The 24,658-nt window shown below is 36.8% G+C and carries 22 protein-coding genes, 2 tRNA genes and 2 pseudogenes; 15 read left to right on the forward strand and 11 right to left on the reverse strand.

Annotation, left to right across the window (positions count from 1 at the left end):
* Together deoC and H3U49_RS04900 are read left to right on the forward strand one after the other, a co-directional pair.
* Positions 1 to 708 (forward strand): deoxyribose-phosphate aldolase, encoded by a 708-nt coding sequence (gene deoC / locus H3U49_RS04895; protein ID WP_198180132.1) that lies wholly within the window; start codon positions 1 to 3, stop codon positions 706 to 708.
* A 114-nt stretch (positions 709 to 822) separates the two neighbouring features.
* The gene (locus tag H3U49_RS04900; RefSeq protein ID WP_198180134.1) at positions 823 to 1,542 is read left to right on the forward strand and encodes a GntR family transcriptional regulator; all 720 of its coding nucleotides are present in this window, start codon (positions 823 to 825) and stop codon (positions 1,540 to 1,542) included.
* A 53-nt stretch (positions 1,543 to 1,595) separates the two neighbouring features.
* On the opposite strand, the gene H3U49_RS04905 is transcribed toward H3U49_RS04900, so the two are convergent.
* From H3U49_RS04905 to H3U49_RS04935, 7 genes are all read right to left on the reverse strand, one after another.
* Complete coding sequence (locus tag H3U49_RS04905) at positions 1,596 to 2,324, reverse strand: DUF4097 family beta strand repeat-containing protein (protein ID WP_198180136.1); 729 nt, start codon at positions 2,322 to 2,324, stop codon at positions 1,596 to 1,598.
* Between the two features lie 159 nt (positions 2,325 to 2,483).
* A complete protein-coding gene (locus H3U49_RS04910) occupies positions 2,484 to 3,374 on the reverse strand; it encodes a DUF4097 family beta strand repeat-containing protein (RefSeq protein ID WP_198180138.1) in 891 nt (296 codons plus the stop codon).
* An 87-nt stretch (positions 3,375 to 3,461) separates the two neighbouring features.
* Entirely contained in the window at positions 3,462 to 4,271 is an 810-nt protein-coding gene (locus H3U49_RS04915) for a DUF4097 family beta strand repeat-containing protein (RefSeq protein ID WP_198180140.1), read from the reverse strand.
* A 2-nt stretch (positions 4,272 to 4,273) separates the two neighbouring features.
* On the reverse strand, positions 4,274 to 4,918 hold the full coding sequence (locus tag H3U49_RS04920; protein ID WP_198180142.1) for a DUF1700 domain-containing protein: 645 nt from the start codon (positions 4,916 to 4,918) through the stop codon (positions 4,274 to 4,276).
* Complete coding sequence (locus H3U49_RS04925) at positions 4,902 to 5,225, reverse strand: PadR family transcriptional regulator (RefSeq protein ID WP_198180144.1); 324 nt, start codon at positions 5,223 to 5,225, stop codon at positions 4,902 to 4,904. Before H3U49_RS04925 ends, H3U49_RS04920 begins: the two co-directional genes overlap by 17 nt.
* Before the next feature lie 127 nt (positions 5,226 to 5,352).
* Entirely contained in the window at positions 5,353 to 6,438 is a 1,086-nt protein-coding gene (locus tag H3U49_RS04930) for a DUF4097 family beta strand repeat-containing protein (protein ID WP_198180145.1), read from the reverse strand.
* Positions 6,439 to 6,532: 94 nt separating this feature from the next.
* Entirely contained in the window at positions 6,533 to 7,411 is an 879-nt protein-coding gene (locus tag H3U49_RS04935; RefSeq protein WP_198180146.1) for an alpha/beta hydrolase, read from the reverse strand.
* Between the two features lie 142 nt (positions 7,412 to 7,553).
* On the opposite strand from H3U49_RS04935, the gene H3U49_RS04940 reads away from it, so the two are divergent.
* A complete protein-coding gene (locus tag H3U49_RS04940) occupies positions 7,554 to 8,063 on the forward strand; it encodes a zeta toxin family protein (RefSeq protein ID WP_198180147.1) in 510 nt (169 codons plus the stop codon).
* Positions 8,064 to 8,121: 58 nt separating this feature from the next.
* Here the strand turns inward: H3U49_RS04940 and H3U49_RS04945 are convergent.
* Both H3U49_RS04945 and H3U49_RS04950 read right to left on the reverse strand, forming a co-directional pair.
* Positions 8,122 to 8,197 (reverse strand) — tRNA-Lys (locus H3U49_RS04945).
* Between the two features lie 370 nt (positions 8,198 to 8,567).
* Positions 8,568 to 8,640 (reverse strand) — tRNA-Lys (locus tag H3U49_RS04950).
* Between the two features lie 140 nt (positions 8,641 to 8,780).
* On the opposite strand from H3U49_RS04950, the gene yycF reads away from it, so the two are divergent.
* The 12 genes and pseudogenes from yycF (at position 8,781) to H3U49_RS05005 (ending at position 22,574) form a co-directional block, all read left to right on the forward strand.
* A complete protein-coding gene (yycF, locus tag H3U49_RS04955; RefSeq protein WP_198180148.1) occupies positions 8,781 to 9,497 on the forward strand; it encodes a response regulator YycF in 717 nt (238 codons plus the stop codon).
* A gap of 61 nt (positions 9,498 to 9,558) precedes the next feature.
* A complete protein-coding gene (gene walK, locus H3U49_RS04960; protein WP_198180149.1) occupies positions 9,559 to 11,412 on the forward strand; it encodes a cell wall metabolism sensor histidine kinase WalK in 1,854 nt (617 codons plus the stop codon).
* Positions 11,402 to 12,736, forward strand: coding sequence for a hypothetical protein (locus tag H3U49_RS04965; RefSeq protein ID WP_232347633.1), 1,335 nt, complete (start codon positions 11,402 to 11,404; stop codon positions 12,734 to 12,736). The genes walK and H3U49_RS04965 overlap by 11 nt, the downstream gene beginning before the upstream one ends.
* 1 nt (position 12,737) lies before the next feature.
* Positions 12,738 to 13,565, forward strand: a complete 828-nt coding sequence (locus H3U49_RS04970; protein WP_198180151.1) for a two-component system regulatory protein YycI — start codon at positions 12,738 to 12,740, stop codon at positions 13,563 to 13,565.
* Between the two features lie 14 nt (positions 13,566 to 13,579).
* Positions 13,580 to 14,377 carry an MBL fold metallo-hydrolase gene (locus H3U49_RS04975; protein WP_109585719.1) on the forward strand — a complete coding sequence of 266 codons (798 nt, stop codon included), beginning with the start codon at positions 13,580 to 13,582 and terminating at the stop codon, positions 14,375 to 14,377.
* Positions 14,378 to 14,440: 63 nt separating this feature from the next.
* On the forward strand, positions 14,441 to 15,649 hold the full coding sequence (locus H3U49_RS04980; protein ID WP_198180153.1) for a S1C family serine protease: 1,209 nt from the start codon (positions 14,441 to 14,443) through the stop codon (positions 15,647 to 15,649).
* Between the two features lie 491 nt (positions 15,650 to 16,140).
* Entirely contained in the window at positions 16,141 to 16,620 is a 480-nt protein-coding gene (gene rlmH / locus H3U49_RS04985; RefSeq protein WP_198180155.1) for a 23S rRNA (pseudouridine(1915)-N(3))-methyltransferase RlmH, read from the forward strand.
* A 67-nt stretch (positions 16,621 to 16,687) separates the two neighbouring features.
* Positions 16,688 to 17,668 carry a LacI family DNA-binding transcriptional regulator gene (locus H3U49_RS04990; RefSeq protein ID WP_198180157.1) on the forward strand — a complete coding sequence of 327 codons (981 nt, stop codon included), beginning with the start codon at positions 16,688 to 16,690 and terminating at the stop codon, positions 17,666 to 17,668.
* 113 nt (positions 17,669 to 17,781) lie between these two features.
* Positions 17,782 to 19,194: a family 43 glycosylhydrolase gene (locus H3U49_RS04995; protein WP_198180159.1), complete on the forward strand. Its 1,413-nt coding sequence runs from the start codon at positions 17,782 to 17,784 to the stop codon at positions 19,192 to 19,194.
* A 19-nt stretch (positions 19,195 to 19,213) separates the two neighbouring features.
* Positions 19,214 to 20,632: pseudogene (locus H3U49_RS05000) on the forward strand (PTS transporter subunit EIIC); the annotation flags it as partial.
* 57 nt (positions 20,633 to 20,689) lie between these two features.
* Positions 20,690 to 21,121 (forward strand): annotated as a pseudogene (locus tag H3U49_RS10030) (PTS glucose transporter subunit IIA); the annotation flags it as partial.
* 37 nt (positions 21,122 to 21,158) lie between these two features.
* Positions 21,159 to 22,574, forward strand: coding sequence for a sucrose-6-phosphate hydrolase (locus H3U49_RS05005; protein WP_198180163.1), 1,416 nt, complete (start codon positions 21,159 to 21,161; stop codon positions 22,572 to 22,574).
* A 40-nt stretch (positions 22,575 to 22,614) separates the two neighbouring features.
* On the opposite strand, the gene H3U49_RS05010 is transcribed toward H3U49_RS05005, so the two are convergent.
* Both H3U49_RS05010 and H3U49_RS05015 read right to left on the reverse strand, forming a co-directional pair.
* A complete protein-coding gene (locus H3U49_RS05010; protein WP_198180165.1) occupies positions 22,615 to 23,268 on the reverse strand; it encodes an energy-coupling factor transporter transmembrane protein EcfT in 654 nt (217 codons plus the stop codon).
* 9 nt (positions 23,269 to 23,277) lie between these two features.
* Positions 23,278 to 24,636 carry an ATP-binding cassette domain-containing protein gene (locus H3U49_RS05015; RefSeq protein ID WP_198180167.1) on the reverse strand — a complete coding sequence of 453 codons (1,359 nt, stop codon included), beginning with the start codon at positions 24,634 to 24,636 and terminating at the stop codon, positions 23,278 to 23,280.
* Positions 24,637 to 24,658: the final 22 nt, after the last annotated feature.

Genomic DNA, 24,658 nt, shown 5'->3' on the forward strand with positions numbered 1-24,658 from the left:
ATGAAATATACAATAGATGACTTTGCACGATTAATTGATCATACTAACTTACATGCGGATGCTACTGAAGACGACATGAAAAAGTTGTGCGATGAAGCTAAAAAATATCATTTCAAGATGGTAGCAATTAATGAGGTCCAGTCAGAATTTTGCGCCCAACAGTTAAAGGGGACTGATATTGATACCGGAGCTGCAATTAGTTTCCCTTTGGGTCAAACAACGGTAGCCTGCAAATTGGCAGAAACTAAAGATGCGTTACAAAATGGTGCTAATGAGATTGATTATGTTGTTAACTTAACGCAAGTGAGGGCTCATAATTGGTCTTATATTGAAGATGAAATGACTCAAATGGTTAAGCTTTGCCATGATCACGATGTACCATGTAAGGTTATTTTTGAGACCTGTTACTTAACTAAAGCTGAAATTAAGCAGCTAGCTGTAATTGCAAAAGAGGTGAAGCCTGATTTTGTCAAGACTTCAACTGGCTTTGGTACTGCTGGTGCAAAAGTAGAAGATGTTAAGCTGATGAAGGAAAATGTTGGCCCGAATGTTAAAGTCAAAGCAGCAGGAGGAATCCGTAATACTGATGATTTCCTGGCAATGATTGCAGCTGGGGCCGAACGGATAGGCACAAGCTCTGGCGTCAAAATCATTGAAACCTTTAAGCAAAGGTTTGAAAAAGACGGTATCAGTGCAATTGAAATTTAAGCGTAAATAAAAAGTCAGTGTAAAGTAGTAGATTGCAGATCTTTACACTGATTTTTTGCATGGTATAGTATTTTTATAATGGTATAATTAACAGAATGAAAGTGGTGGGGTTAATTGGCAGAAAAAGAACTCCCTAAATACCAAGTAATTGCCAGTGATCTTTTGAACAAAATACAAACTGGTTTTTATCCGCAAAATACTATTATTCCAGCAGAAACTGAATTAGCGGATAAATATCAAGTGAGCAGGCCAACAATGCGACAAGCAATCTCATTGTTAGTTAATCAAGGCTATCTGGAACGTCGACGTAAACGAGGGACATTAGTTAAAAAGGTTAAAATTGAGCAAGAATTCACTCATTTGATTGAAAGTTATAGCGAAGAAATGAGTGCCAAGGGAATATACCCTAAAACTAATTTGCTTTATTTTGATGAAGAAAAAGCCACGCCTGAAGTGAGCAAGAATTTAAAGTTGCCTGAAAAAGCACCGGTCTTTAAGTTGGTACGATTGCGCTATGCTAATGACCAACCGATTGTTTTGGTTGCAACCTATGTGCCCAAGCAGCGGATACCGGAATTAATCAATTATAATTTTGCCCAGGATTCTTTATATAGTACTCTAGAAAAATACCATTTAAAAGTCACACGGGTAATTAGAAAGCTGGAAGTAATGCAAGCAGATGAAACTACTGCTAACTTGCTTAACATTGCAGTTAACAAGCCGATCTTTTACTTTCATACTCAAGGCCTAACTGCCGATGAACGACCTATTGAATATTCAATTGCGGAATACCGCGGTGATATTAATTCGTTTGTCATTGATGTCCAGCGCTAATTTTGGTATCAAAAAAGTCTTACCTTTGCCTGAATAGGTTAGGGTAAGACTTTTTATATAATTTTGATTGAGCCCACTTCGCATTGAACAGTCACTTGGTTTTGCTCATCCCCTGGGCAATAAAAGCTCTGGCCTTCTCTATTACCATGAAAATATATTGTCCCGATATTAGCAGATAAATCATAACCAGTCTTAGTATTATTGTTGTCATTCATTTTAAATGATCCGCTAGAGAGTATAAATTGACTTTTTCCTTGCAAATTATCAATTTTAACCGAACCAGCAGAAAGTTTTGCTTTTAGGTTTATACTGCAGTGGCTGATTGACAAACTGCCTGCTTCTAAATTAAGTTTTGCCTCTTCAGTTATAGTAACGTTGAGCAATTTGGTTGAACCGGCTTCATTTTTTAATTTAAACTGTCGCAGATTAAGGCCAGATAAAAAAACGCTTCCAGCATGTTCGTTTGCTTGCAGTGTGTTAAGCGGTGCATCCTCTGGAACAGTAACTATTATTTTATTTATTTTGAAAGAAGTATCAAAAGTAAAACTATGAGAATTATGTCCTTTTTCACGAATAAATAAAGTTTGCTCTTTAACTTCAGCAGTTACATAGTCTTTGTCATTACCACAAATTGTTACATGATAATTTGTTCCAGAATGAATATCAATGCTAAAGGCATAAAGATCCGTTATGATGTTGGTAAATGAAGATAGGTCAATTTCATGTGGTTCAGGATCCGGTTTATTTTGAAAGTCAAGCGACCCGTTAAAATGAATTTTCATTGTAATTTTCTTTCTTTAATCTAGATCTAATATTATATTTAGTAAATATTAGCACCACAACTTGATTTAGACAATATAGAAATAAAAAATAATGCCTTTTTTATTCTTATATTTATTTTAATGTGACAAAAGCTTCCCAACTCAAGTCTTTTGGAATTTTTAATTAATAACTATATCCCCATCCCCGCTTGTAACTTTAAGCAAAGGCAAACCCTTTAATTTTTTAGAAAAGTGTTTGCGATGATTATTGCCATGAAAGACAAGATCATCATCTGAAGCGGTTGAAAGCTGGTAACTGATCTTGGGAGACCTGCTCATTTGGAAATCTCCTTCACTCAAATTAAAGGAACTGTCAGCCAGTAATTTTGAATCATTGACTCTGACATCACCGTCACCCAAAGTTGCCTTAATTTTAAATTGACTATTTGTAACAGTTAAATTACCTTCACTCAAGTTCAAGATACCACTTGTTAAAGTTGAATTAGTAATTTTTAAGTCACCGTTTACCAGGTCAAAATTGGCTTTGTGAGTTGTAACGTTTTCAGCACTGACATTACCGTCTTCAACCTGCAAGTCGAGGTCAGTAACTGTCAAATCAGCTAAATGAACATTGCCCTCAGAAGATGATCCAGTTATTTCTTTTAGCGAGCTTGCTTCTGGAACAGTGACAATTACCTTATAATTACCATCCTCATAAGCACCATTGTCTGAAATGGTCAGTTTCTCATCATGAACCTTGGCACTGATCTTTTTTACATTAGGACCGCTAACTTTAACTTGGAAGTTGTCTCCTTTAGCAATTTGGATGTTGGGTTCTTCAGCGTCAATATTAATTTTAGAGAATTTGCCTACATTGAAGGTACGGGATTTTGCTGGTACATGATGTGAGTCTGCGTGAGTTTGATTACGATTAAAAAAGTTTTCAATATTGGTTGTTATGCCTGAATGGATATTATTGATATCTTCTCTGCCGCCATTTGTTTCACCAATACCAAGCAAAATTATACCGATAGTAATGATGGCAATACTGATTAGGTAAAACTTTTTCATTTTGAATCTCCTTATTTTAGATAAGTTTTTAATTTTAAAATGGGTATTACTAACCAAGAAAACATCTAAGTAAAATTTTATTACCTACTAATTAATTAGAATATCGCCATCCATGCTGGTAACTTTTAGTACGGGTTTATTTTTAACTTTTTTTGCAAAATGATTCGAATGGTGAGAGCCTTTAAACATGATTTTATCATCCGAATGGTTTGTCAATACATAGTTGATTTTAGGGGCGTTTGACATTAAAAAGTCACCGTCATTCAACATAACCGAGCTGTTACCTAGTATTTGTGAGTCGCTAATTTTGGCATCGCCATCGTTTAAGCTAAGTGAACTACGTGAAAAAGTCGACTGATTTACTTTGAGGTCACCGTCATTTGATTTTAGGTCAAGGCTTTTCGCAGTAAGCTTATTAAGCAAAACGTCGCCATCTTCTATTGTCAAATTGATGTGGGGAACAATTAAACTGTTGATATAAAAATCGCCTTCTTCACAGAAACCAGTTATCTTTTTTATGGCGCTTTTAGCAGGAACATATACATCAACGCTATAATAACCATCGTTATAATGATGTTCTGGCTGATCCGAAATAGTGAGCTGATTGTTAGAGACATTAGTTTTTATTTTTTTGATGTCTGCTCCGTGACCACCTCTAACCACCACTTTAAACTTGTTAATATCCTTAAGTGAAATTCGGATATCGGGTCTGTAACAGGCTAACTTAATATTGTCGAACTTATTCACGTAAAAAGTCTTGCTTTCATTATAATGAGCGTGTTTACCATTATAATCATGTGATGGGTTATCGTTTAATCTAAATACGACTAGTAGAATCAGCCCGATAAGCACTACCAGTCCAAAGATTAGTCCACAAATTTTATAAAACTTTTTCATTTTTATTTTTCCTTATCTGTATTTTTTCCGGTATTAGTTTGAAAATAATTTTTCTTTAAAATATTTTTACCAAGGTTACGCATAAACTGGGTACACTTGGCAATTAAAATTTTCCCTAATTTGATAATAAATGGGAGTAATAAAAGAATAATGCCAATGCAAATTAAGGATTTACCCAAATAAAGACAGCCGACTGGCCAGTTGTGAGTGAATAGCAGGGTTAATGACTTAAGAAAGTTTAAGCCACCACCGACAAAGAATTTAAACAAAAAGGCTATTATCGTAAAAAATAAGCCAAAGAAAACTGCTAGTATAAAGAAGAGCACGAATAAAATTGCTAAAGCGAGCGGGATGCCAATTGGAGCAGCACAAATTCCTAATAAAATGTACCAGCTGGCCTTTAGGTTTGACTTCGGAGTCTCCTTTGCTAGAGAAATAGAATCATCTTTGCTTGAATAATCGGCTAATATATTGATTGCTAATTGTTTAGGTGTTCCTAGTTCAGCTTCGATGGTAGAACGTCTGATGAAGTCGCCGTCCAATAAAAATTCGTGGTAAAATTCGACAACATCTTCGCGATCTTTGGCAGGTAAATCAGCTAAGTTTTGTTCTAGTTCGGAAATATAATCATCAATTACTTTGGTCATTTTGCCCTCCTAATACTTGATTAACTCTTGCACTAAAATCTTGCCATTCATCTTGAATTGTATTTAGCAACCTTATCCCTTCGTCAGTAATGTGATAATAGCGCCGGTTACGTCCTTGATAAGGCTCATCATAAGTTGTTAAGCAGTTATTCTTTTTTAATCTGCGTAAAACAGGATAGATAGTTGACTCGGAGATAGAAAAAATCTTTTGCACATTTTGTGTCAAAGCGTAGCCATACAGATCTTCTTGCTTTAGAAAAGCTAAAACCGCACCGTCTAACAAACGAGTTGGTATTTGGATTGCCATGCTTTGCCTCCCCTAATATTATATGATATATAATATTTTAATTTAGCTTTAAAATATTAGCAAGTCTTAAAGTGAAAATTTTTGATGAATAATACAAAAAAATAAGACTCACCGTGGAGTCTTATTTTTATTTGATGATTATATCCCCATCTCTTAGAGTTGCTTTTAACGAGTCGCTTTGCATGCTTTGACTATTAAAACTACTGCCAATACTGGAATTGCGATAAATAATGTCGCCTTCATTGGCCTTTAGCTGCACGCTAATGTCGTGGGCAAGTTGACTTAACTTCAAGTCACCATTCGTACTTTTAACATTATTTTGACCGGTTAGCTGGCTTTTCCTGATCAGAATATCTCCATTTTGTGCTTGTAGACTGATGTTAGCATGGCACTGGTTAATTTCTATGTCCCCATCATCTGTTTGGGCAATTATTTGCTTAAGGATACTGCGTTTAAAACTGCCATCTCCGTTTTGAACTTTACTGGATAATTGAGCAATTTTTGACTGAGTAACAAAGCAGTCAGCATTTTTGCTGGAAAAAATAAATTCATCTGAGACACTAACATTATTGATATATATGTCACCATTATGGAGATTAAGTACGATACTTTTAAGTCTTAGATTTTGCAACATAATATTGCCATTGTGGTTATGTCCGCTAATTTTAGTTAAAGAATCTATTTTAGGAACAGTAATTTCCACGCGACTGGCATTAGTGAGCCTGTTGAACATGATCACATGGCTTTTTTCCTCAACAGGAGCCTCTTTAACAACTAACGTTTGCTTGACTAAATTTACCTCTACAGGTCTGCTGCTGTAGTCTGCTACTGTTATTTGAAACTGACTGCCTTGATAGATGACGACATCGGTGTTGTGAACAGCCAGCTTTACTTGATTAAAGTTTTCTAGGGTAATAGTACGTTTTCTGCGAGGGTATCTTTTAACCCACAATCCATTAAAATAATTATCACTGGCATTAGGGTCATTAGCAGAGGCAGTAACTGCTGTTAGGAATTTAACATAATCCTGCTTGATTTCTTTTGCCAAATCATCTGGGGTTCCTAGTTCTCTAACTATTTCTTCTTTTGTTTGAAAATCACCGTCGAGCAGAAAATCACGGTAGAAATCAAGCGTAGATTTTTGTTCTGATGGAGATAAAGATGTCAAGTTCAGAGCCAATTTGGAGATGAAATTTTCGATTAATGGAGTCATCGTGTTTCTCCTGTCACTAAAATATATCCTTTTTCTTTTTATTATACGCTATAATTTATGAAAAAAATATTAAAATTATTTATAGAATTAACAACTATTTAGGCCATAGAAATTGACCAATAATCTGATCTACTTTGTAGTTGTCATGCAACTTGCTGTGTTGTCCACCTGCACCTTTAATTTCAACTTCATGGTAATTTACTTTACCGCGCAACAAGTATCGTAAAGATTGGGCTGAAACGCAACTGACGTCATCATCAGAATTAGTACCATTTTCTTTATTGCCAAAGATATTTAATACTGATACATTGTTTGGAAAGTTATGACGATGCGCTAAAAAATACCGGTAGGATTGGGTCATGTATTTTGGTTTGCCATTTTTAAGCAGGTAATTATGATTAGGCTTTTCATCTAAACCAATAATACCATTAAATGGTGCACCAAGATTGACCTGCTTTTTTAGTCGAGGCAAATTGCGCTCCTGCCCGTATTTTAGTTGATAAGAAAGAGTCATGATATTTCCCATAGAATGAGCTACGGTATTATATTGCTTAATATGGTATTTTTGTTTTAAACATAATATCAGGTTGTGAAACCACTCTCGCGTTGTATAATAGTTACTGTTTTTGTTATCTTGCAAAATTACCTGGATAAGCGGTCTTTTAGTTTTACGGGGCCAATTTCCCTGTAATTCAACCTTACCGGCAGGGGAAATTTTAGCTGTTAAAACTTTGTGTGCACCATTATGGCGTTCGGCATAAGCGATCATCCCGGCACTTGAATGAGCACCAGCACCATAGCCATGCAAATAAATGGTAGGCGTAGCTATAAAATGAGTTTTTTTCATGTTACCAGAACTGACTTCTTCCGTAGCCGTATGCGAATTTTTTTGTTCATAAGTATGAAACAGAACGGTTATTATTAATAATAAAACAAAAATGCTGCTTAATCCTATTAACCATTTTTTCTTCATTAATATTGCCTACTTTGATAATTTGATGTATTAATTATATCTTATATATATTATTCTAATATTAAAAACGTAAAAGCTTAATAATATAATTTAAATAATAGCGTTAGCTTTTAAGCACCAGTATTGAAAGGAAAAAGATTCAATGACACCAATATTGATTTTAATTAGAGGAAATTCAGGCAGTGGCAAAACTGTCTTAGCCAATTATTTGCAAAATCATTTCGGCCGCCAGAGATGTTTACTTTTGCATGAAGACTTATTGCGTCTTGATATTTTGCATGTTAAGGAAAAAAAGACGGCACCAACTGCCAGTCTGATAGAATTAATGGTTGAGTGGGGCAAACAATACTATCCTATAATTATATTGGAAGGGATCTTGCCTAAAAGAATTTATGGCGCGGCTTTAACTAAAATAATTCATGAATTTGGTGCAGGAGCATTTGTTTATTACTTAGATGTTCCTTTCGCGCAAACCGTAAAATATAATGAAGAAAAGGAAAAACCCTTTTCACTTGCTAATCTCGAAAAATGGTGGCTTGAACAGGATACACTTGGTGAACAGGAACGCAAGCTGACCAATGCTAGTGTTAAAGATCTGGCAGAACAGATTTTGACGGATATTGCAGATTATGAAAACAAAAAAGGAGACTAGAAAGTCTCCTTAAAAGCAATAAAAAAAGCACCGACTACTTGCAGTGCTATTTTTATTATGGTGGGTGGCCAGGGGCTCGAACCCTGGACCCACGGATTAAGAGTCCGTTGCTCTGCCAACTGAGCTAGCCACCCGTCACCATTTCTGTTGACAGTTAATTATAATAACAATTAATTTGGCTTTTGACAAGGCTTTTGGATAAAAAAGTATAAAGAATTCTACTCAGCTTTTGCTTAAAGCAAAGTTTGCGGTTAAGAGGCTATAGTCTTGCCCTTTTGTATGCTAATTTCCTGAAATTTTGCAAAAGTAAGCCCAAAATAAAATAAGTAGTTAAAATACTGTTAAGGCAGTATTTCTATTGAAAATCATCAAACTATTCAACAGCAACAAAAGTAAATCAACACGAATTGACAACTAAAAATGATCTGATATTATATAAAGGTTTAATGTCTTTTGACAAACAAAAAAGGTAGCAACCAAGTGATTACTACCTTTAATTATCAATGGGTGGCCAGGGGTTCGAACCCTGGACCCACGGATTAAGAGTCCGTTGCTCTGCCAGCTGAGCTAGCCACCCATAAGCGTTATTACAAATAACCAACGGAGACTATTATGCTATTATTTTCACTGAAATGCAAGTTTTTTTATTAAATTTTGGTGACTTTTTTGGCTAATAAACTAAAAACCAGTATAATGATCACAAAAGGGGGCTTTTCGATGTCAAAGAGAATTCTCGTTGTTGATGATGAAAAACCAATTTCTGATATTATTAAATTTAATTTGACAAAAGAAGGGTTTGACGTCGACACTGCGTATGATGGCGAAGAAGCTATCAAAAAAGTTGACGAATATAATCCTGACTTAATGATTTTAGACTTGATGCTACCCAAAAAAGACGGTTTGGATGTAGCACGTGAAGTAAGGCAAACTCATGATATGCCTATCATTATGGTGACAGCAAAAGATACTGAAATTGATAAAGTTTTGGGTCTGGAAATGGGCGCAGATGATTATGTGACTAAGCCTTTTTCTAACCGTGAATTAGTAGCGCGGGTAAAGGCTAATTTGCGTCGGCGCAATATCGTTAAAAAAGATGAAAGTGCCAGTGAAGATAGTTCAACTAAAAACATTACTATTGGCAATTTAGTCATTATGCCAGATGCTTATATTGTCGAAAAAGAGGGCAAAAAAATCGAACTGACTCACCGTGAATTTGAGTTGCTCTATTATTTAGCCCAGCACATGGACCAAGTGATGACCAGAGAGCATCTTTTGCAGACTGTTTGGGGTTATGACTATTTTGGCGATGTCCGGACAGTCGATGTTACTGTACACCGTTTGCGTGAAAAAATTGAAGATAATCCAATCCAGCCGCAGATTTTAGTAACTCGGCGCGGTGTTGGCTATTATGTGAAACAGCCTAATGAAGACTAGCAAAGAAAGCCCCGCAATGTTTAACAAGCGCGGCTTTCTTTTTATTTAATTTTGTAAAGCTATGAAAAAAATCAAGAATAAGTTTAAACATTTAACTATTTCTATTAATACCACTTTAGCTATCGTGTTTATGGCGATGATTATTGCCACAATTGAAGTTATCGGTGCCTATTTTACCCGTCAATTAGAGCAAAACAGTATTGACAATTTTCAATCTTCGATTCAGGTTTTGCCTATTGTATCTAATCAGTTGTCGACACAGTTAGTAAAGGATAATAAACATACTGACAGCAACTTGAGCAGAATTGTTAACGATTATAGCAGTGGTATTGGCACAATTAGTGAAATTATTGTGGTGGATAATAAAGATATTATTCGTGCAGTATCAAATTTAAATGATAAAAATCGTATTGGCCAACGAGTTAATAATACTTTAGTGAAGCAGGTAACTTCCACCGGCAGACAGGCAACTAAAGTAATTAATGATCATGGAGACTACATGGTGCAGGTTACCCCATTAAGTGCCGGTAATGGTTCTGCTAATATAGTTGGCGCAATATACGTACGAGCGTCAATGCAGGGAGTTTTCAATGATTTGCGTAATATTTCACTGATGTTCTTGGTTACTTCTTTAATTGCGGCGGTAATGGGTGCCATTTTGTCGCTAGTTGTCTCCCATGCGATTACTAAACCGATTGAGGAAATGCAAAGGCAGGCTCTTAGTATTGCTGACGGTGACTATTCAAGTCAAGTAAAAATCTATTCAAATGATGAGCTGGGTCAATTGGGACAGGCTTTTAACACATTGTCTGTCAGAATTGAACGCTCGCAAGAAGAATCTGAAAGTGAACAGCGCAGACTAGACAGCGTCCTGTCCCATATGAGTGATGGGGTCCTTGCCACTGACAGGCACGGCAATGTTAACGTTGTCAACCAAATGGCGCTCAACTTTTTAAACCAAACAGAAGAAGAAATTATTAATAAGCCAATTGCTGAAGTTTTAGGTTTGAAAGAATCCTCGCAGGATCTGATTGGCAGCCAAAAGGGAATTGTGATTACAATTGGCCAGGGAACACGTGACGAGGTCATTTTACATGCCAGTTTTTCTCTTATTAAAAGGGTGACAGGCTTTGTTTCCGGTAGTGTTTGCGTTTTGCACGATATTACCGAACAACAGAAAAATGAAAATTCGCAAAAGCAATTTGTTTCTAATGTCTCCCACGAGTTGCGTACCCCGCTTACCAGTCTGCATGCTTATATTGAAACTTTAAATGAAGGGGCCTGGAAAGATCCCAATGTTGCTCCTAAATTTTTGCAAGTTACACAAGAAGAAACCGAGCGCATGATTAGAATGATTAGCGAGCTGCTCAGCTTGTCGCGCATGGACAGAGGAGTTTCTAAAGTTGATGTGGAATGGGTTAATTTTAATGACTTTGTAGCTCATATCCTTGATCGTTTTGACATGATTGTCAAAACGGATAAAAAAGAAAACAAAAAGTACACTATTAAGCGTGAACTAGGTACGCAGGCATTGTGGGTAGAAATCGATACTGATAAGTTTGCTCAAGTAATTGATAATATTATGAATAATGCAATTAAGTATTCACCTAATGGTGGGACAATCACAGTTAAACTTCATTCTGAACAAAAGCAGATTGTTCTCAGTATTGCTGATCAAGGTCTAGGTATTCCTCGTGAAGATCTGACTAAAATATTTGATCGCTTTTACCGTGTTGACAAAGCCCGTTCAAGGGCTCAAGGAGGCACCGGTTTAGGTCTTGCGATTGCTAAAGAAATTGTGGAAGAACATCATGGTCATATTTGGGCAAATAGTAGTGAAGGCAATGGCTCTACTTTTTATATTGCACTGCCTTATGAACCGATGAGCGAAGGGGATGAGTGGGATGAAGTCTAAATTTAAGCTCGGTGACGCGCTGCTTTTACTGGGAACGTTAGCAGTTTTCGTTCTCTCAATTGTTCTTTGGATTTTTATCATGACTAATGACCAGTATTTTAATCATATTAATCAAACGGGCAGAGTAACTGAACAGGCAAAAAATAAGCGTGACCGCATTGTTTCCAATCTGTATATCCCTACTAATTCTTATGGCTTTAGAAATGGTCAGCTATATCGTTTATATGATGCTAAAAAGAATTTGCCACTGGAGTTTGTCAAAGAAGTAAAAGGGGTAAAATATCGCAGTATTAATAAAATCAGTACGGGTAAAACGCAGTATGAAAAAATGCTGCATGATGAAAATTGTATTCAGTTAAGCTTTCCTAAAGAGGTTAGCATCAACTTGTTTACTAGGAAAAACGTAAAAAAGGATGATGTGCAATTTCGACGCGTTTTTGTGACAGACAGCAATAATTACCTTTATCTAGGAAACGATAAGACTTTCACCGTTTACCGGGTTCATTTAATTAAAGGCAATTTTTCTAAACTACGCAATTATGCCAGCAGGGCTCAAGGCAGAGTTCCGGTGGAGTTTGTACGTTTAAAAAATTGTTATGAAGTGTTCTTTACTAAGCAAGACCATTGGAAAATATACAGCTACCTTACTAATACCCAAACTGATTCATATTTTGTATCTCGGCTCCTTGGTACTACTAACGTGACAACCCGCTCCAATAAAAAGGGTTGGACTACATACTCGCTAAATTACTATACCAATTTGCGTGTCCCTAAGGCTAAAACTGAACGACACGATTTTCACTATACTCGTTATGAGAAACGCAAAGACATATCACTTAATGATCAGCTTCTAGAGAGCGTAGATTTTGTTCATAAACTAGGTTTAAGCGAGCAGGATTTGCGTTACTTTGATACTATAAATGATTCTATAAGCTACATTAACTATATTGAAGGCATACCAGTCTTTTGGGATAAAAGCAGTCCACAGGTTGCAACAACTTTCACGGAAGATGCAGTAAAAGTTGATTTTAATAATACAGATTTGCAAATTCCAATACCTTTTGATGGGCAGACGAAAACTTTGCCGACAAGCGCAGCAGTGATGCAAAGATTAGTAAATGCTGGTATGAGAAAAAATGAAATTCAACGTATAATAGTAGCCTTTAATGTTGAAAAGGACAAATCACATGACCACCTGGTTAACCTAGTACCAGGATATTATGTTAAAGCATATGATGAGTGGAAGAGTTTAGCCGAATGGGAGAAAGTAGATTTTCTTGCCCTGAATAAATATAGGCAGACATTAACGGAAGAAGGGAAGTAAGATGGACCGTAAAAGAATAGAATGGTTGTTTTTCATTGTTTTCTTGTTAATCGATATTTATTTAGGAATTGAAATTTGGCGTTCGCCTATTAGTTTGAGCAATACTGCCGGTTCTACTGCAACGAGCATTCGTGCTGAGATGCGTGCTGATGGTATTGATGTGCCATTGCATATTTCACATAAACAACAGTCCGGCTATTATTTAGCCGTTAAAAATCGTGACTATCTTTCTGGTAAAAGCAGTGGTCTCACACAAGTTACTACACATTATTCCAAAAGTGACAATTCTTTGACTGGTACACCCAAATCCATGATTTTGCTCAGTGGCAATCGTAAAAATAATATGCAGCAGCTGGAGGATTTTAAAAATGATCCTAAAAATGTTCCTTATGGTAAAACATTTAAGTTTGAACCCAGCATGTCTGGTGACAATACCTATTGTTATGTGCAAAATACCGATTACGGTCGCATTTATGACAGTGACGCGCAATTAACAATTAATGTGCGCGATAATCAAATTACTAACTATACTATTTCTTATATGGGCCCTATTAAAGCAGTTCGAGAACCGCAGTTAATTATCAGTGCGTGGCATGCTGTTAAGGCCATGTATACTGACAGGGAAATTGCCAACAATTCACGGGTAATGCGGGTTAGTTTAGGCTATTCTAGATTGACAGATGTTCGTGGCAGCACAATTTTATTACCTACATGGTTAATTCAAGTTGAAAATAAAACTACTAAGAACATCACTGTTAAAAGAGTTAATGCATTTACAGCACAAATCTTGCAGGGCAGCTCATATAATGTTAATGTACAGAAAAATTAGGAAGGGATAATGCGGTGCAAGTTTCTGTTTTAGCCAGCGGTTCGACTGGTAACACCAGCTTAATTGAAACTGGTCAGCATAAAATTTTAATGGATGCAGGTTTATCAGGTAAAAAAATTAAGACTTTATTGAGTGAAGTTGGCGTTGACATTAAAGACATTGATATGGTCTTTTTAAGTCATGATCATTCAGATCACAGCAAAGGACTGGGAGTTTTAATGCGTCGCTACCCTCAAATTGCGGCTTTTGCCAACAGTGGTACTTGGGAATATTTAACTGAAACACAAAAAATTGGGCAAATACCGGTTGAACAAATTAATATTATTGAGCCGGGGCAAACCAAGACTTTTGGCGATTTGGATGTGACAGCATTTGCGACTAGTCACGATGCGGCCCAGCCGCAATATTACGTTTTCACCAGTGGTGGTAAGCGCATCGCTTTTTTGACAGATACCGGCTATGTCTCTCGTAAAGTAAAAAGCGTGATCGAGGATGCGGATGCCTATCTCATGGAATTTAATTATGACGACATGATGTTGCGTAATGGCCCGTATTCCTGGGGCTTAAAGCAACGTATTCTGTCAGATGTTGGTCACTTATCAAATGATGATGCCGGTCAGGCTTTGCTCGATGTAGTGACAAGTAAAACCGAACACATTTTTTTAGCACATAGAAGTCAGCATAATAATACAGCAAAATTGGCTTATAATGCTGCTAAAAAAATAATGGTTGACGGGGATGCTAACTTGCCGAGTGATGTTAAAATTGTTCTGACCGATCCGATCCAGCCAACTAATTTAGTACAAATTTAAGGAAACTTTTTATCTTTTTTCAAGATTTGTTAGTATAGTAAAAAGATGTGTAAAGGAGATTAAATGATGAATAATCAAAACTCTGGTCATCAGCAGCATGGTTTTATGAAAACTGCTATTGTTGGTGTTGTTGCCGGATTAATCGGTGGTGGTGCTTCATATGTGGCCTTAGATCAAATTAATAACGCTAATATGAATAATAATGCTGAAACTAGTATTAGTTCAAATAGTGCCAAGACTTCCAGAAATAGTGCCAAAACCAGCGGAACAATGACGCCAGCTTATAATGATGTCAAAGGTGCTGTGGTTTCAGTTATTAATATGAAACGGCAATCAAGCAGCAGCAACTCGATTTTCGATATTTTTGGCGATGACGATAATGACAATAAAGGCAAGGGAAAATTGCAGACCTATAGCGAGGGCTCAGGCGTAATCTACCAGAGATCTGGCAATAAAGGCTATATTGTAACTAATAATCACGTTGTTTCTGGCAGTGACAAAGTGCAAGTCATGCTGTCCAATGGCAAAACAGTTAATGCACGTATTGTAGGTACGGATGCTACAACAGACTTAGCTGTTCTTTCCATTGATAGCAGCTATGTAACCCAAACAGCTGAATTTGGCGATTCTAAGAGTTTACAGGCCGGTCAAACGGTAATTGCAGTTGGTTCTCCTCTTGGTAGCGAATACGCTTCTACGGTTACTCAAGGAATAGTTTCGGCTCCGGCACGGAGTATCACTACTTCTTCTGCTAATCAGCAGACAGTTATTCAAACGGATGCCGCTATTAATCCGGGTAATTCGGGTGGTGCCCTAGTCAATTCTGCAGGCCAAGTCATTGGCATCAACTCAATGAAGCTTTCACAATCAAGTGACGGCACATCGGTTGAAGGCATGGGCTTTGCTATTCCATCAAATGAAGTGGTAACTATAGTTAATCAACTGGTTAAAAAAGGCAAGATTGTCCGTCCGCAGCTAGGTGTTAAAGTGATTGCTTTGCAAGGCATACCTTCTAGCAACAGAAAGCAACTTAACATTAAGTCTAATTTGAAAAATGGCATTTACATTGCTTCGGTTTCTAAGCACAGTGCAGCATCTGCGGCAGGAATTAAAACTGGTGATGTGATTATCAAAGTTGACAACAAGTCTGTGTCAGATGTGGCTTCGTTACACAGCATTTTGTATAATCACAAAGTCGGAGATACCATCAATTTGACCATTAACCGTAACGGTAAAGAGATTAATTTACGCGTAAAATTACAATCTGATTAAGCAAATAATATTCTAGAATTAAGTGATAAAAAGGCTATACTATGCGATTCTAAACATAAGTGTAGCCTTTTTATTAACATTAATAATGGGAAACATAAAAAAGTTCGCAATTTAATGCTGTCAAGCAAAAAACATAGCTAAAAATTTTGTTGACAACTGTGGATAACTTTGTGGATTGTGCATAAACTGCGCAAAAACGGTTGGGACTTATTGTGGACAACCTGTGAATTGTGTGTAAATAATAGTGAAATTTAATTAGTACAAACAGTTGTTCAAGGCTTAACAGCAGTATTTGAGGTCCAAAAGTTTGTGAAAAGCTACTATGAAAAATCTGTATGTGGGTAAGTTAAGGATGATAAATACCAAAAAATTTGCAAAACACAATTTGTTCGCTTACTAAAGGTCAAAACCACAAAATGTAGTTTTGAACTTTACACAGCTGTGGAAAAAGTAGGTGGAAACTTTGGGAATTGGGGGATAAAATAGCTATTATGAATATTAAAATTGTTTGCGTAGGCAAGTTAAAAGAAAAATATTTTAAAGATGCGATTGCTGAATACCAAAAAAGGCTGAGTAGATTTGCCAAAGTGCAGGTGGTTGAAGTGGCCGATGAGAAGACACCGGAAAAGTTTAGTCAAGCAGAACAGGATAATGTCAAAGAAGTCGAAGGGCAAAGGATCCTGAATAAAATTAAAGACAAAGAATACGTTTTTGTAACTGCAATTAAGGGTAAACAGCGCAGTAGTGAAGAGTTTGCTCGTGAACTAAGGGATTTGGCAACTTATGGGCATTCTGATTTAACTTTTGTAATTGGTGGCAGCTTAGGTACTAGTCCAGCAGTAAACCAGCGGGCCAATGATCTGCTGAGTTTTGGCAAGTTGACTTTGCCACATCAGTTAATGCGGGTCGTTTTAATTGAACAAATTTATCGCGGCTTTATGATTAATAGTGGCAGTCCTTATCATAAGTAAACTAAGTGGCATTTTATAAAGTGCATAGGATTAATTTTTAAAATTATATTTAGGATGGAATTTTAGTATGAAAAAAATTGGAATCCGCGAAGTTGCTGAAGAAGCACAAGTTTCTACTGCCACGGTTTCGCGAGTTTTAAATAATAGGGGCTATATTAGTAAAGAAACTCGTGATAAAGTCCAGGCAGCTATGAAAAAATTAGAGTATTATCCCAACGATTTGGCTCGTGCGCTTTATCAAAAAAGAACATATACAGTCGGTGTCATTTTTCCGTCAAATGTTCATCCTTTTCAAGCTGAATTAATACAGGATATTGAATATTTGTTGTCTCAAAAGGGCTACAAAATGCTTCTTTGCAACAGTCTAAATAATCCCCAAAAAGAAATTGCTTATTTGACAATGCTCCGTAAAAATCAAGTAGACGGCATTATTGTTGGCACGCATAATAAGCATGTTTCCGGCTATCAAAATTCTAAATTGCCCATAGTTGCTATTGATCGTGACTTGGGAGAAAATACTACAACTGTTGCCTGTGATAATTATGCTGGTGGCAAAATGGCGGTGCAATTGTTAATTGACCATGGGTGTAAGCAAATACTGGATATTAGGGGCGATAGTTCGGTCAAATTGCCGGCTAACGATCGCTCAACTGCATATTTAGATTTGATGAAAAAGAATAATTTACCTGAAAATGTTCTGGAAGTCCCATTTGTGTGGAGTGCTGCTAAAAAGAAAGAAACTATTGAAAATTATTTGCAGAAACATCCCCAAATCGATGGCATTTTTGCTGGAGATGACTTATTAGCTTCACTAGCTATTTTTTATCTAGAGATGCATGGTAAAAGAGTACCGGAAGATGTCAAAGTTATCGGCTTTGATGGGGCAAAGCAAACTTTATTATATAATCCCAGATTAACAACAATCAGACAACCAATTGGTCAAATAGCACAAGTAGCAACGGAAAAATTAATAAATAAAATTAACGGTAAAAAAGAATCAGATTGCCTTGACCTTCCTGTAAGCCTTTATATAGGCCACACAGTGTAATAATAGCCAGTTTTTTTAACTGGTTTTTTTATTTTATATATGTAACCGGTTGACATATGTAACGGGTTGCAGTATATTCAATAGTAAATGTAAGTGCTAACAAGGAGGAAACGATGGATTTAAAGTCGACTAATAATCAACAAATTTATTATCAACCTAAAGACGTTTGGGTGGGAGATATTATGCCTTACGCTCAGGATGGTAAGTTTTATATTTACCATCAACGAGATAAACGGATTCATGGCCCAATTACTGATCCGTTTGGCTGGTCGCTGGCAACCACCACAGACTTTGTGCACTACCAAGATTATGGGGAAGTATTAAAGCGGGGCAGCAATCAAGACTGGGACCAATTTGTTTATGCTGGGTCTGTTTTTAAAGCTAAAGATACTATTCATGCCTTTTATACAGGTTTTAATAAGGAATTTTTAAAAGAAGGAAAGACATCGCAAATCTTACTGCACGCCACCAGCAAAGACTTTATTCACTGGACGAAATCAAAGAATGCTTTAAAGCTTGAGCCACAACCCGGCTATGATAACCGTAATTGGCGTGATCCATCAGTCATTTATGATGATACCAAAAAGGAATACCTGTTGATTTTAGGAGCGCGTAAAGGTCAAGATAAGCATCAGTTGACTGGAAGACTTGTCAAATATACTTCAAAAGACCTCGAAAATTGGCACTTTGAGGGTGACTTCTGGGCTCCAAATTTATATACCATGTTTGAAATGCCGCAGCTTTTTAAAATGGGTGACTGGTGGTATCTGCTTTATTCAGAATATAGCGTCAAAAACAAGGTCTTTTACAGGATGAGTAAAAGCCTGAATGGTCCGTGGCTCAAACCTAAAGATGAAGCTTTTGACGGTCGAGCTTATTATGCTGCCAGAACAGCTTTTGACGGCAAGCGCCGAGTACTCTTTGGCTGGGTTCCCACTAAAGTTGGCCTGAATGATATGAACAATTATGAATGGGGCGGTACTTTTGTACCGCAAGAAATTTACCAACGTGCGGATAATACGCTGGGTGTGCGTCCTGTTGCAGAAATTTGTGCAGCTTTTGCAAATAAAACAGCAATTGCGTCGCAGCAATTGCAAACCAAAGACACTCTTGAAGAAAAAGAACTTATTGAAGATACGGGAGAACACTTTTATCTCCATACTAAAATCAGTTTTAGCAAATCTGTTAGTGATTTTTCTATTCGACTTTACCGAAATCCTGTAACAGATGAATCTTATGAGTTTAGATTTAATTTGGATGAGAACTACTTAACTTTGGATAAAAATCCTTGTTACAGATGGTACCAAATGATGAATAAAGGACTTAACAGACCAATCGATTTAAAGGCTGGTAAAGTATATGATCTAAAAGTAATTGTGGATGATAATATCCTAACGATTTATCTAAATGGTACTGCGTTAAATGCTCGCGTTTACCACAAGTTCGGTCATACTTTAAGTGTGACCGTAACTAACGGAACGCTTCGACTTGAACAAATTGAATTTTCCAATGATTATCGTAAATGATAAAAGAGGAACAAAATAAATGGCAGATTATAATAAAATTGCACAAGAAGTTTTAAAAAATGTTGGTGGTGCAGATAATGTAGTTAGTGCAACCCACTGCGTTACCAGGTTAAGGCTAGTTTTAAAAGATGTTAATAAGGCCGACCAAGATGCCCTTAATAACATTGAGGGCACTAAAGGAGTAATATACAACAGCGGGCAACTGCAAATAGTATTTGGTCCGGGAGCAGTAGAACAAGCTTATGATGCTTTTGTAAAAATCTCTGGGACTAAAGAAGTATCAGTCGATCAAATTAAAGATGAAGGTATCAAAAACAAAAATAAATTTCAGCAAGCATTTAAAGTTTTTGGCGATATCTTTATTCCTATAATTCCAGCTTTTATTGGCGCTGCTATGATCTTAGGCTTAAGATCACTGCTTGCTACTCCGGGCATGTTTGGTATAACCAAGTCACTGGCCCAGCAGAGTGCGTATGTGGGCGATTTTTGTAAATTTTTAAATGTTATTGCCACTACATTTAAAATTTTGCCCGTTTTAGTAATGTATTCAGCCACTAAGCGCTTTGGTGGTAATCCAATTTTGGGGATACTAGTCGGCTTTGTCATGATTTCACCTGATTTGGCCGATAGAAATGCTTTTGTCTTGGGACAAGTTCATCCAGCATACTGGAATTTGTTTGGTCTAAAAATAGCTGCTGTCGGTTTTCAAGGCGGTGTCTTTGCGGCAATTTTAACTGCGTGGTTTCAGGCCAAGGTTGAAAAAATAGCTACTAAATATATACCTCAGGTTGTTTCGTATATACTCGTGCCTGCTGTTACTTTGCTGGCGGCCAATTTATCACTATTTCTAATTTTTGGACCTCTTGGTCTCTGGATTGGGAATATTTTAGGCGGCATTATTAATTTCCTTTATATGAAAATGAGTGCTTTTGGTGCCTTTGTCTTTGCTGCAGGTTTGCAACCGTTAGTGGTAACTGGAACGCATCAAGCTATCCAGGGAATTGAAGCTAATTTAATTGTACAGACAGGATTTGATTATATTCAACCTATTTGGTCAGTTTCCATTATTGCCCAAGGTGGTGGCTGTATTGGGATGTACTTAATTTTAAAGCAAAAATCCAAAGATCGTGATATTGCTATTTCCAGTTTTATCCCTACGTTAGTCGGAATTACTGAGCCCGCTATCTTTGCTGTTAATCTTAAATACAGTATTGTGCCTTTCGTATGTTCGTTTCTGGGAGCTGGATTTGGCGGAGTTTACATGAAGTTGTTAAATGTTAAAGGTTTAGCACAGGGTCTTACTGTACTTCCCGGTTTAACGGTTGCCAGACCGATTGGACCGTATGTTATTGGTAACCTCATTGCATTTGTTTTGCCAATTATTTTTATTCTGGTTTGGAATAAATTTAAACCGATATTACCGGAAAACAAAAGAAGAGTGGACCACAAAGAAAGCAAAATACTAGTTGCTACTGATGATAATTCTGTCTTAGCACCTGTTGATGGTGAGTATTTACCCCTTGAAAAAGTTAATGATGAAACTTTTTCCCAAAAATTAGTTGGAGATGGTTTTGCTATTCAGCCGACTACCGGTGACATTTTTGCACCCGTTAATGGAAAAGTAGTATCTGTTTTCCCGACTAAGCATGCAATTACCTTAAAGAGTGAAAATGGTGTACAAATATTATTGCATATGGGGATTGATACTGTTGATTTAGGTGGCAAAGGTTTCACAATTTTAGTAAAAGATGGTCAAGAAATTGCAGCAGGCGATCCCTTGGCTAAGATGGATTTAAAAGCTATTCAAGCAGCTGGTAAACAAACTACCGTCATGGTATTATTCCCCGAATATAAAAATGGCTTTGCCATCAAGAACAAGGATACAGAAGTAAATCACGGCAATTTAATTTTGCAATTAAACAAGTAAGTGAACTGAAATTTATAAATATAAGGAAGAAACAAAAATGCGGGTTCCAGCAAAAATTACCAACGAGCGTTATCGCCTTAATTATCACGTTTCAACGCCTTCCGGATGGATGAATGATCCTAATGGCTTTTCGTATTATCAAGGCTACTACCATATTTTTTACCAGTATTATCCCTATTCATCTGAAAGAGGACCAATGCATTGGGGACACTATCGCAGTCAAGATTTGATTCACTGGGAAGAACTACCAATTGCGCTGACACCAGACAGCCCTGAAGATGACAATGGCTGTTATTCCGGCAGTGCGATTGCAAAAGATGGCCGTTTATATCTGATCTATACTGGTAATCATTATTATGATGTGAATGATCACAGCCGTTTTTGCCAAACGCAAAATGTTGCATATAGTGATGATGGTATTCATTTTACAAAATACAGTGGTAATCCAGTGATTGCCGTACCACCGGCTGATAACTCACAGCACTTTCGTGATCCGAAAGTATGGCAACATGGGGATTCATATTATATTATTGTTGGCAGTCAAGATAAGGCAGGTTTGGGTCGTGCAATTACTTATAAATCAACTGATTTATTGCACTGGGAATATTTAGGACCAATTGCGGTTTCTCAGGAAAGAGATAATGAAGGATATACCTGGGAGTGTCCGGATCTTTTTTCACTAAATGGGCAAGATGTTCTGTTATGTTCACCGCAGGGAATTGCAGCAAAAGGTAAAAAGTATCTTAATCTTTACCAAACGGGATATTTCATCGGCAAGATGGATTATCACCAAAACCAGTTTGAACACGGAGCGTTTCAAGAACTTGATCATGGCCACGACTTTTACGCAGCGCAAACCATGTTAACGCATGATAATAGGCGCATTGTCTTGGGCTGGCTTGATATGTGGCACGCAGATTTTCCCGAACAGGCTGATGGTTGGTGTGGTGCTTTAACCGTGCCCAGAGAATTAACTTTAAAGAACAATCAGCTGTATATGAAACCCATTGAAGAATTAAAACAGCTGCGGCAAGAAAAAGTAATTGAGGAAAAGCTAATTACTGCGTTAAAGCAGATTAATGTTTCCGATTCGCAGCATCTGGAATTGCTTTTGACAGCTGAAACTGAAAATTGGTCTGGCAGTGAGATTAATTTTGTACTCAAAAATAAGCAGAAAAATTTGGTAACACTCACTTGGAACAAAAGGAATAACGAAGTGGTTTTAACTCGAGCTGATAAGCCGGCAGATGATTCTCGACGTTATGGTAGATTAAGACCAAAGCCAAATTTGAAAATCCAGGTATTTATTGATACCAGTTCAATTGAGTTTTTCATAAATGACGGTGAGCTGGTATTTTCAGAACGGTATTATACTTCTGAAAAACCTCAGATTTTCGTCAATGCAGATCAGTCAGTCAAAATAAATGTCACAGGCTATACTATGGCAAAATAAATTAGGCTAAAGAAAAAGTGGACACAGGAGGTCCACTTTTTTATTTTAATGTGAATAATGCCAGGTTAACTAAAAACAGGATAACAATCGACTTAAGCCAATCACTTTTTTGAACAGGAACGGGTGCAATAATTGAGCGCTGGGCACTCTCACGGTAGCCGTGAGATGCCATGCCCTGAGCTAAGTTTTCTGCCGAATTAAGCGCAACAAGAATAGCTTTAAAGTATAAAACAGGTGACCAAAAGCTCAAGTAAACGCCCCTCATCATGCCGGCAGTGCGTATTTGTTTAACTGCTTCCTTCATTCTGGGGACGATGTTTAGGGCGGCTAAAACTCCATAGGCAAACTTACTGGGTAAATGAAAATTCTGCTCAAAAGAACGTGCTAATTCCGTGGCAGTAGTTCCTATTGCTACACAGTAGATAGTCAGCGTATAGACGTAAATACGACTGGATAAACTCAGTGCATTTTGCAAATTAGGCTGAGGTGCAAACCAATATAAAGTAGCAAAAACCGTAAATGCAGCAATTAAAGGCATTAATAAAGTTAAAAGCAGATTCTTTACTTTGATGTGTTTGTAGATTAGATAAATTATGGAAAAAAAGATGATTAAAAGATTGGTTAACAAGCTTGATTTAAGAGATATTTCTATCGAAATAATCAGTGCTAGAAAAAATTTAAAACTGGGATTCATGATCACACCTCATTTATTCACATAGGTTAAATGCTGGTCTTTAAAGATGAGGTGATAGTCACACCAATCTGCCAGATTCCTTAGTTCATGACTAATAATTAAAAGCGTTTGACTGCGTGCTTTCTGACTTTCTTTTAATAAAGCCATCACCTTGGTAGCGGAGTCCGCATCTAACCCATTAAGGGGCTCATCAATTAGCAATACATCCTGATCGGAGATCAACATTAGTAAAATTTGCAGTTTCTTTTGTTGCCCGCCAGATAATGAATAAACCACGTGATCGAGCAGTGAATCAAGCTTAAGGGTGGCTAAAGCCTCATTTATCCTGTCATCAGTGAAATAATTATTGGTTCGTTGCTTTTTGCTTAAATTGATTTCATCCGCAACGGAAACGTTGATAAACTGATCGGTCGCATTTTGAAAAATTTGCCCTACTTTAAGGAGATACTTGCGAGCTGATAATTTACTGATTTCCTGCTTGTGATAAGTTAAACTGCCTGCATATGGGATCATTTTGGTCAGTGCGTTAAAAAGTGACGTTTTGCCAACCCCGTTTGCTCCAGTAATAAGAGTAGTTTTACCAGAAAAGATATTTAGGTGTTCCTGCTCTAAAAGCAAACGATTTTGTGTAATCTCTGTATTTTTGAGTTTAAAGCAAATTTCGTTATTTTCTTCAGGTAAGGCAAATTTATAAGAAACGGATTCCGTATTTTTTTGCAGCAGTTTTTCTTTTTCACTAGCAGAAAGTTGCACCAAATCTTTACCTTGAAATTGAAACAGGTTATCACAATGGCCTTCATAGTCAGTTAATACATGATCACTTAAAATAATTGTTTTCCCCTGATCGCGCAGGTGAGCTAATTTAGCAATTAAGAATTTGCGAGCGGCTGGATCACAGCTGGCAAAGGGTTCATCAAGTAAAAAAAGATCGACATTCATCGCAACAAGTACAGCTAAAGCAACTCTTTGCTGCTCGCCGCCAGACATTGTATTAATTTTTTGATCAAGCAAATAATCAATTTGTGTAAACTGAACAGCTTCATTTAAACGTTTTGTATACTGCGTTTTATTAAGACAAAGATTTTCAAGTGCAAAAATAATTTCTTCTCGCGGTGTTGTCATCGTAAACTGTTCACTGGCATTTTGAAACATCATAGCCGATTTTAATCCGCCTAAATTAACGCTGCCGCTTAATTGGCCCGCAAATTCCGGATATAAATTTGCTAGAATTTTTAATAACGTAGATTTGCCACAGCCGGTTGGACCAACTAATAATGAAAGTTCTCCAGTGGGAATAGTGAGATTAATATCTGTTAAAATTTTGTTTTGCTTATCGTATGAAAAATTTAGGTTGTTTAATTTAATCAATTTAGTTACCAAAAAAATCGTC

The sequence above is a fragment of the Lactobacillus sp. W8174 genome (assembly GCF_016100975.1).
GTDB lineage: Bacteria > Bacillota > Bacilli > Lactobacillales > Lactobacillaceae > Lactobacillus > Lactobacillus juensis.

Excerpts from the sequence above, each read along its gene's own strand:
- H3U49_RS04935 (WP_198180146.1), bottom strand. The coding sequence starts at position 7,411 with ATGAAGAAAAAATGGTTAATAGGATTAAGCAGCATTTTTGTTTTATTA.
- H3U49_RS04920 (WP_198180142.1), bottom strand. The coding sequence starts at position 4,918 with ATGACCAAAGTAATTGATGATTATATTTCCGAACTAGAACAAAACTTA.
- H3U49_RS05005 (WP_198180163.1), top strand. The coding sequence starts at position 21,159 with ATGCGGGTTCCAGCAAAAATTACCAACGAGCGTTATCGCCTTAATTAT.
- H3U49_RS04925 (WP_198180144.1), bottom strand. The coding sequence starts at position 5,225 with ATGGCAATCCAAATACCAACTCGTTTGTTAGACGGTGCGGTTTTAGCT.
- H3U49_RS04905 (WP_198180136.1), bottom strand. The coding sequence starts at position 2,324 with ATGAAAATTCATTTTAACGGGTCGCTTGACTTTCAAAATAAACCGGAT.
- H3U49_RS04990 (WP_198180157.1), top strand. The coding sequence starts at position 16,688 with ATGAAAAAAATTGGAATCCGCGAAGTTGCTGAAGAAGCACAAGTTTCT.
- H3U49_RS04915 (WP_198180140.1), bottom strand. The coding sequence starts at position 4,271 with ATGAAAAAGTTTTATAAAATTTGTGGACTAATCTTTGGACTGGTAGTG.
- H3U49_RS04940 (WP_198180147.1), top strand. The coding sequence starts at position 7,554 with ATGACACCAATATTGATTTTAATTAGAGGAAATTCAGGCAGTGGCAAA.
- H3U49_RS05010 (WP_198180165.1), bottom strand. The coding sequence starts at position 23,268 with ATGAATCCCAGTTTTAAATTTTTTCTAGCACTGATTATTTCGATAGAA.
- H3U49_RS04930 (WP_198180145.1), bottom strand. The coding sequence starts at position 6,438 with ATGACTCCATTAATCGAAAATTTCATCTCCAAATTGGCTCTGAACTTG.
- H3U49_RS04910 (WP_198180138.1), bottom strand. The coding sequence starts at position 3,374 with ATGAAAAAGTTTTACCTAATCAGTATTGCCATCATTACTATCGGTATA.
- rlmH (WP_198180155.1), top strand. The coding sequence starts at position 16,141 with ATGAATATTAAAATTGTTTGCGTAGGCAAGTTAAAAGAAAAATATTTT.
- walK (WP_198180149.1), top strand. The coding sequence starts at position 9,559 with ATGAAAAAAATCAAGAATAAGTTTAAACATTTAACTATTTCTATTAAT.
- H3U49_RS04980 (WP_198180153.1), top strand. The coding sequence starts at position 14,441 with ATGATGAATAATCAAAACTCTGGTCATCAGCAGCATGGTTTTATGAAA.
- H3U49_RS04965 (WP_232347633.1), top strand. The coding sequence starts at position 11,402 with ATGAAGTCTAAATTTAAGCTCGGTGACGCGCTGCTTTTACTGGGAACG.
- H3U49_RS04995 (WP_198180159.1), top strand. The coding sequence starts at position 17,782 with ATGGATTTAAAGTCGACTAATAATCAACAAATTTATTATCAACCTAAA.
- yycF (WP_198180148.1), top strand. The coding sequence starts at position 8,781 with ATGTCAAAGAGAATTCTCGTTGTTGATGATGAAAAACCAATTTCTGAT.
- H3U49_RS04970 (WP_198180151.1), top strand. The coding sequence starts at position 12,738 with ATGGACCGTAAAAGAATAGAATGGTTGTTTTTCATTGTTTTCTTGTTA.
- deoC (WP_198180132.1), top strand. The coding sequence starts at position 1 with ATGAAATATACAATAGATGACTTTGCACGATTAATTGATCATACTAAC.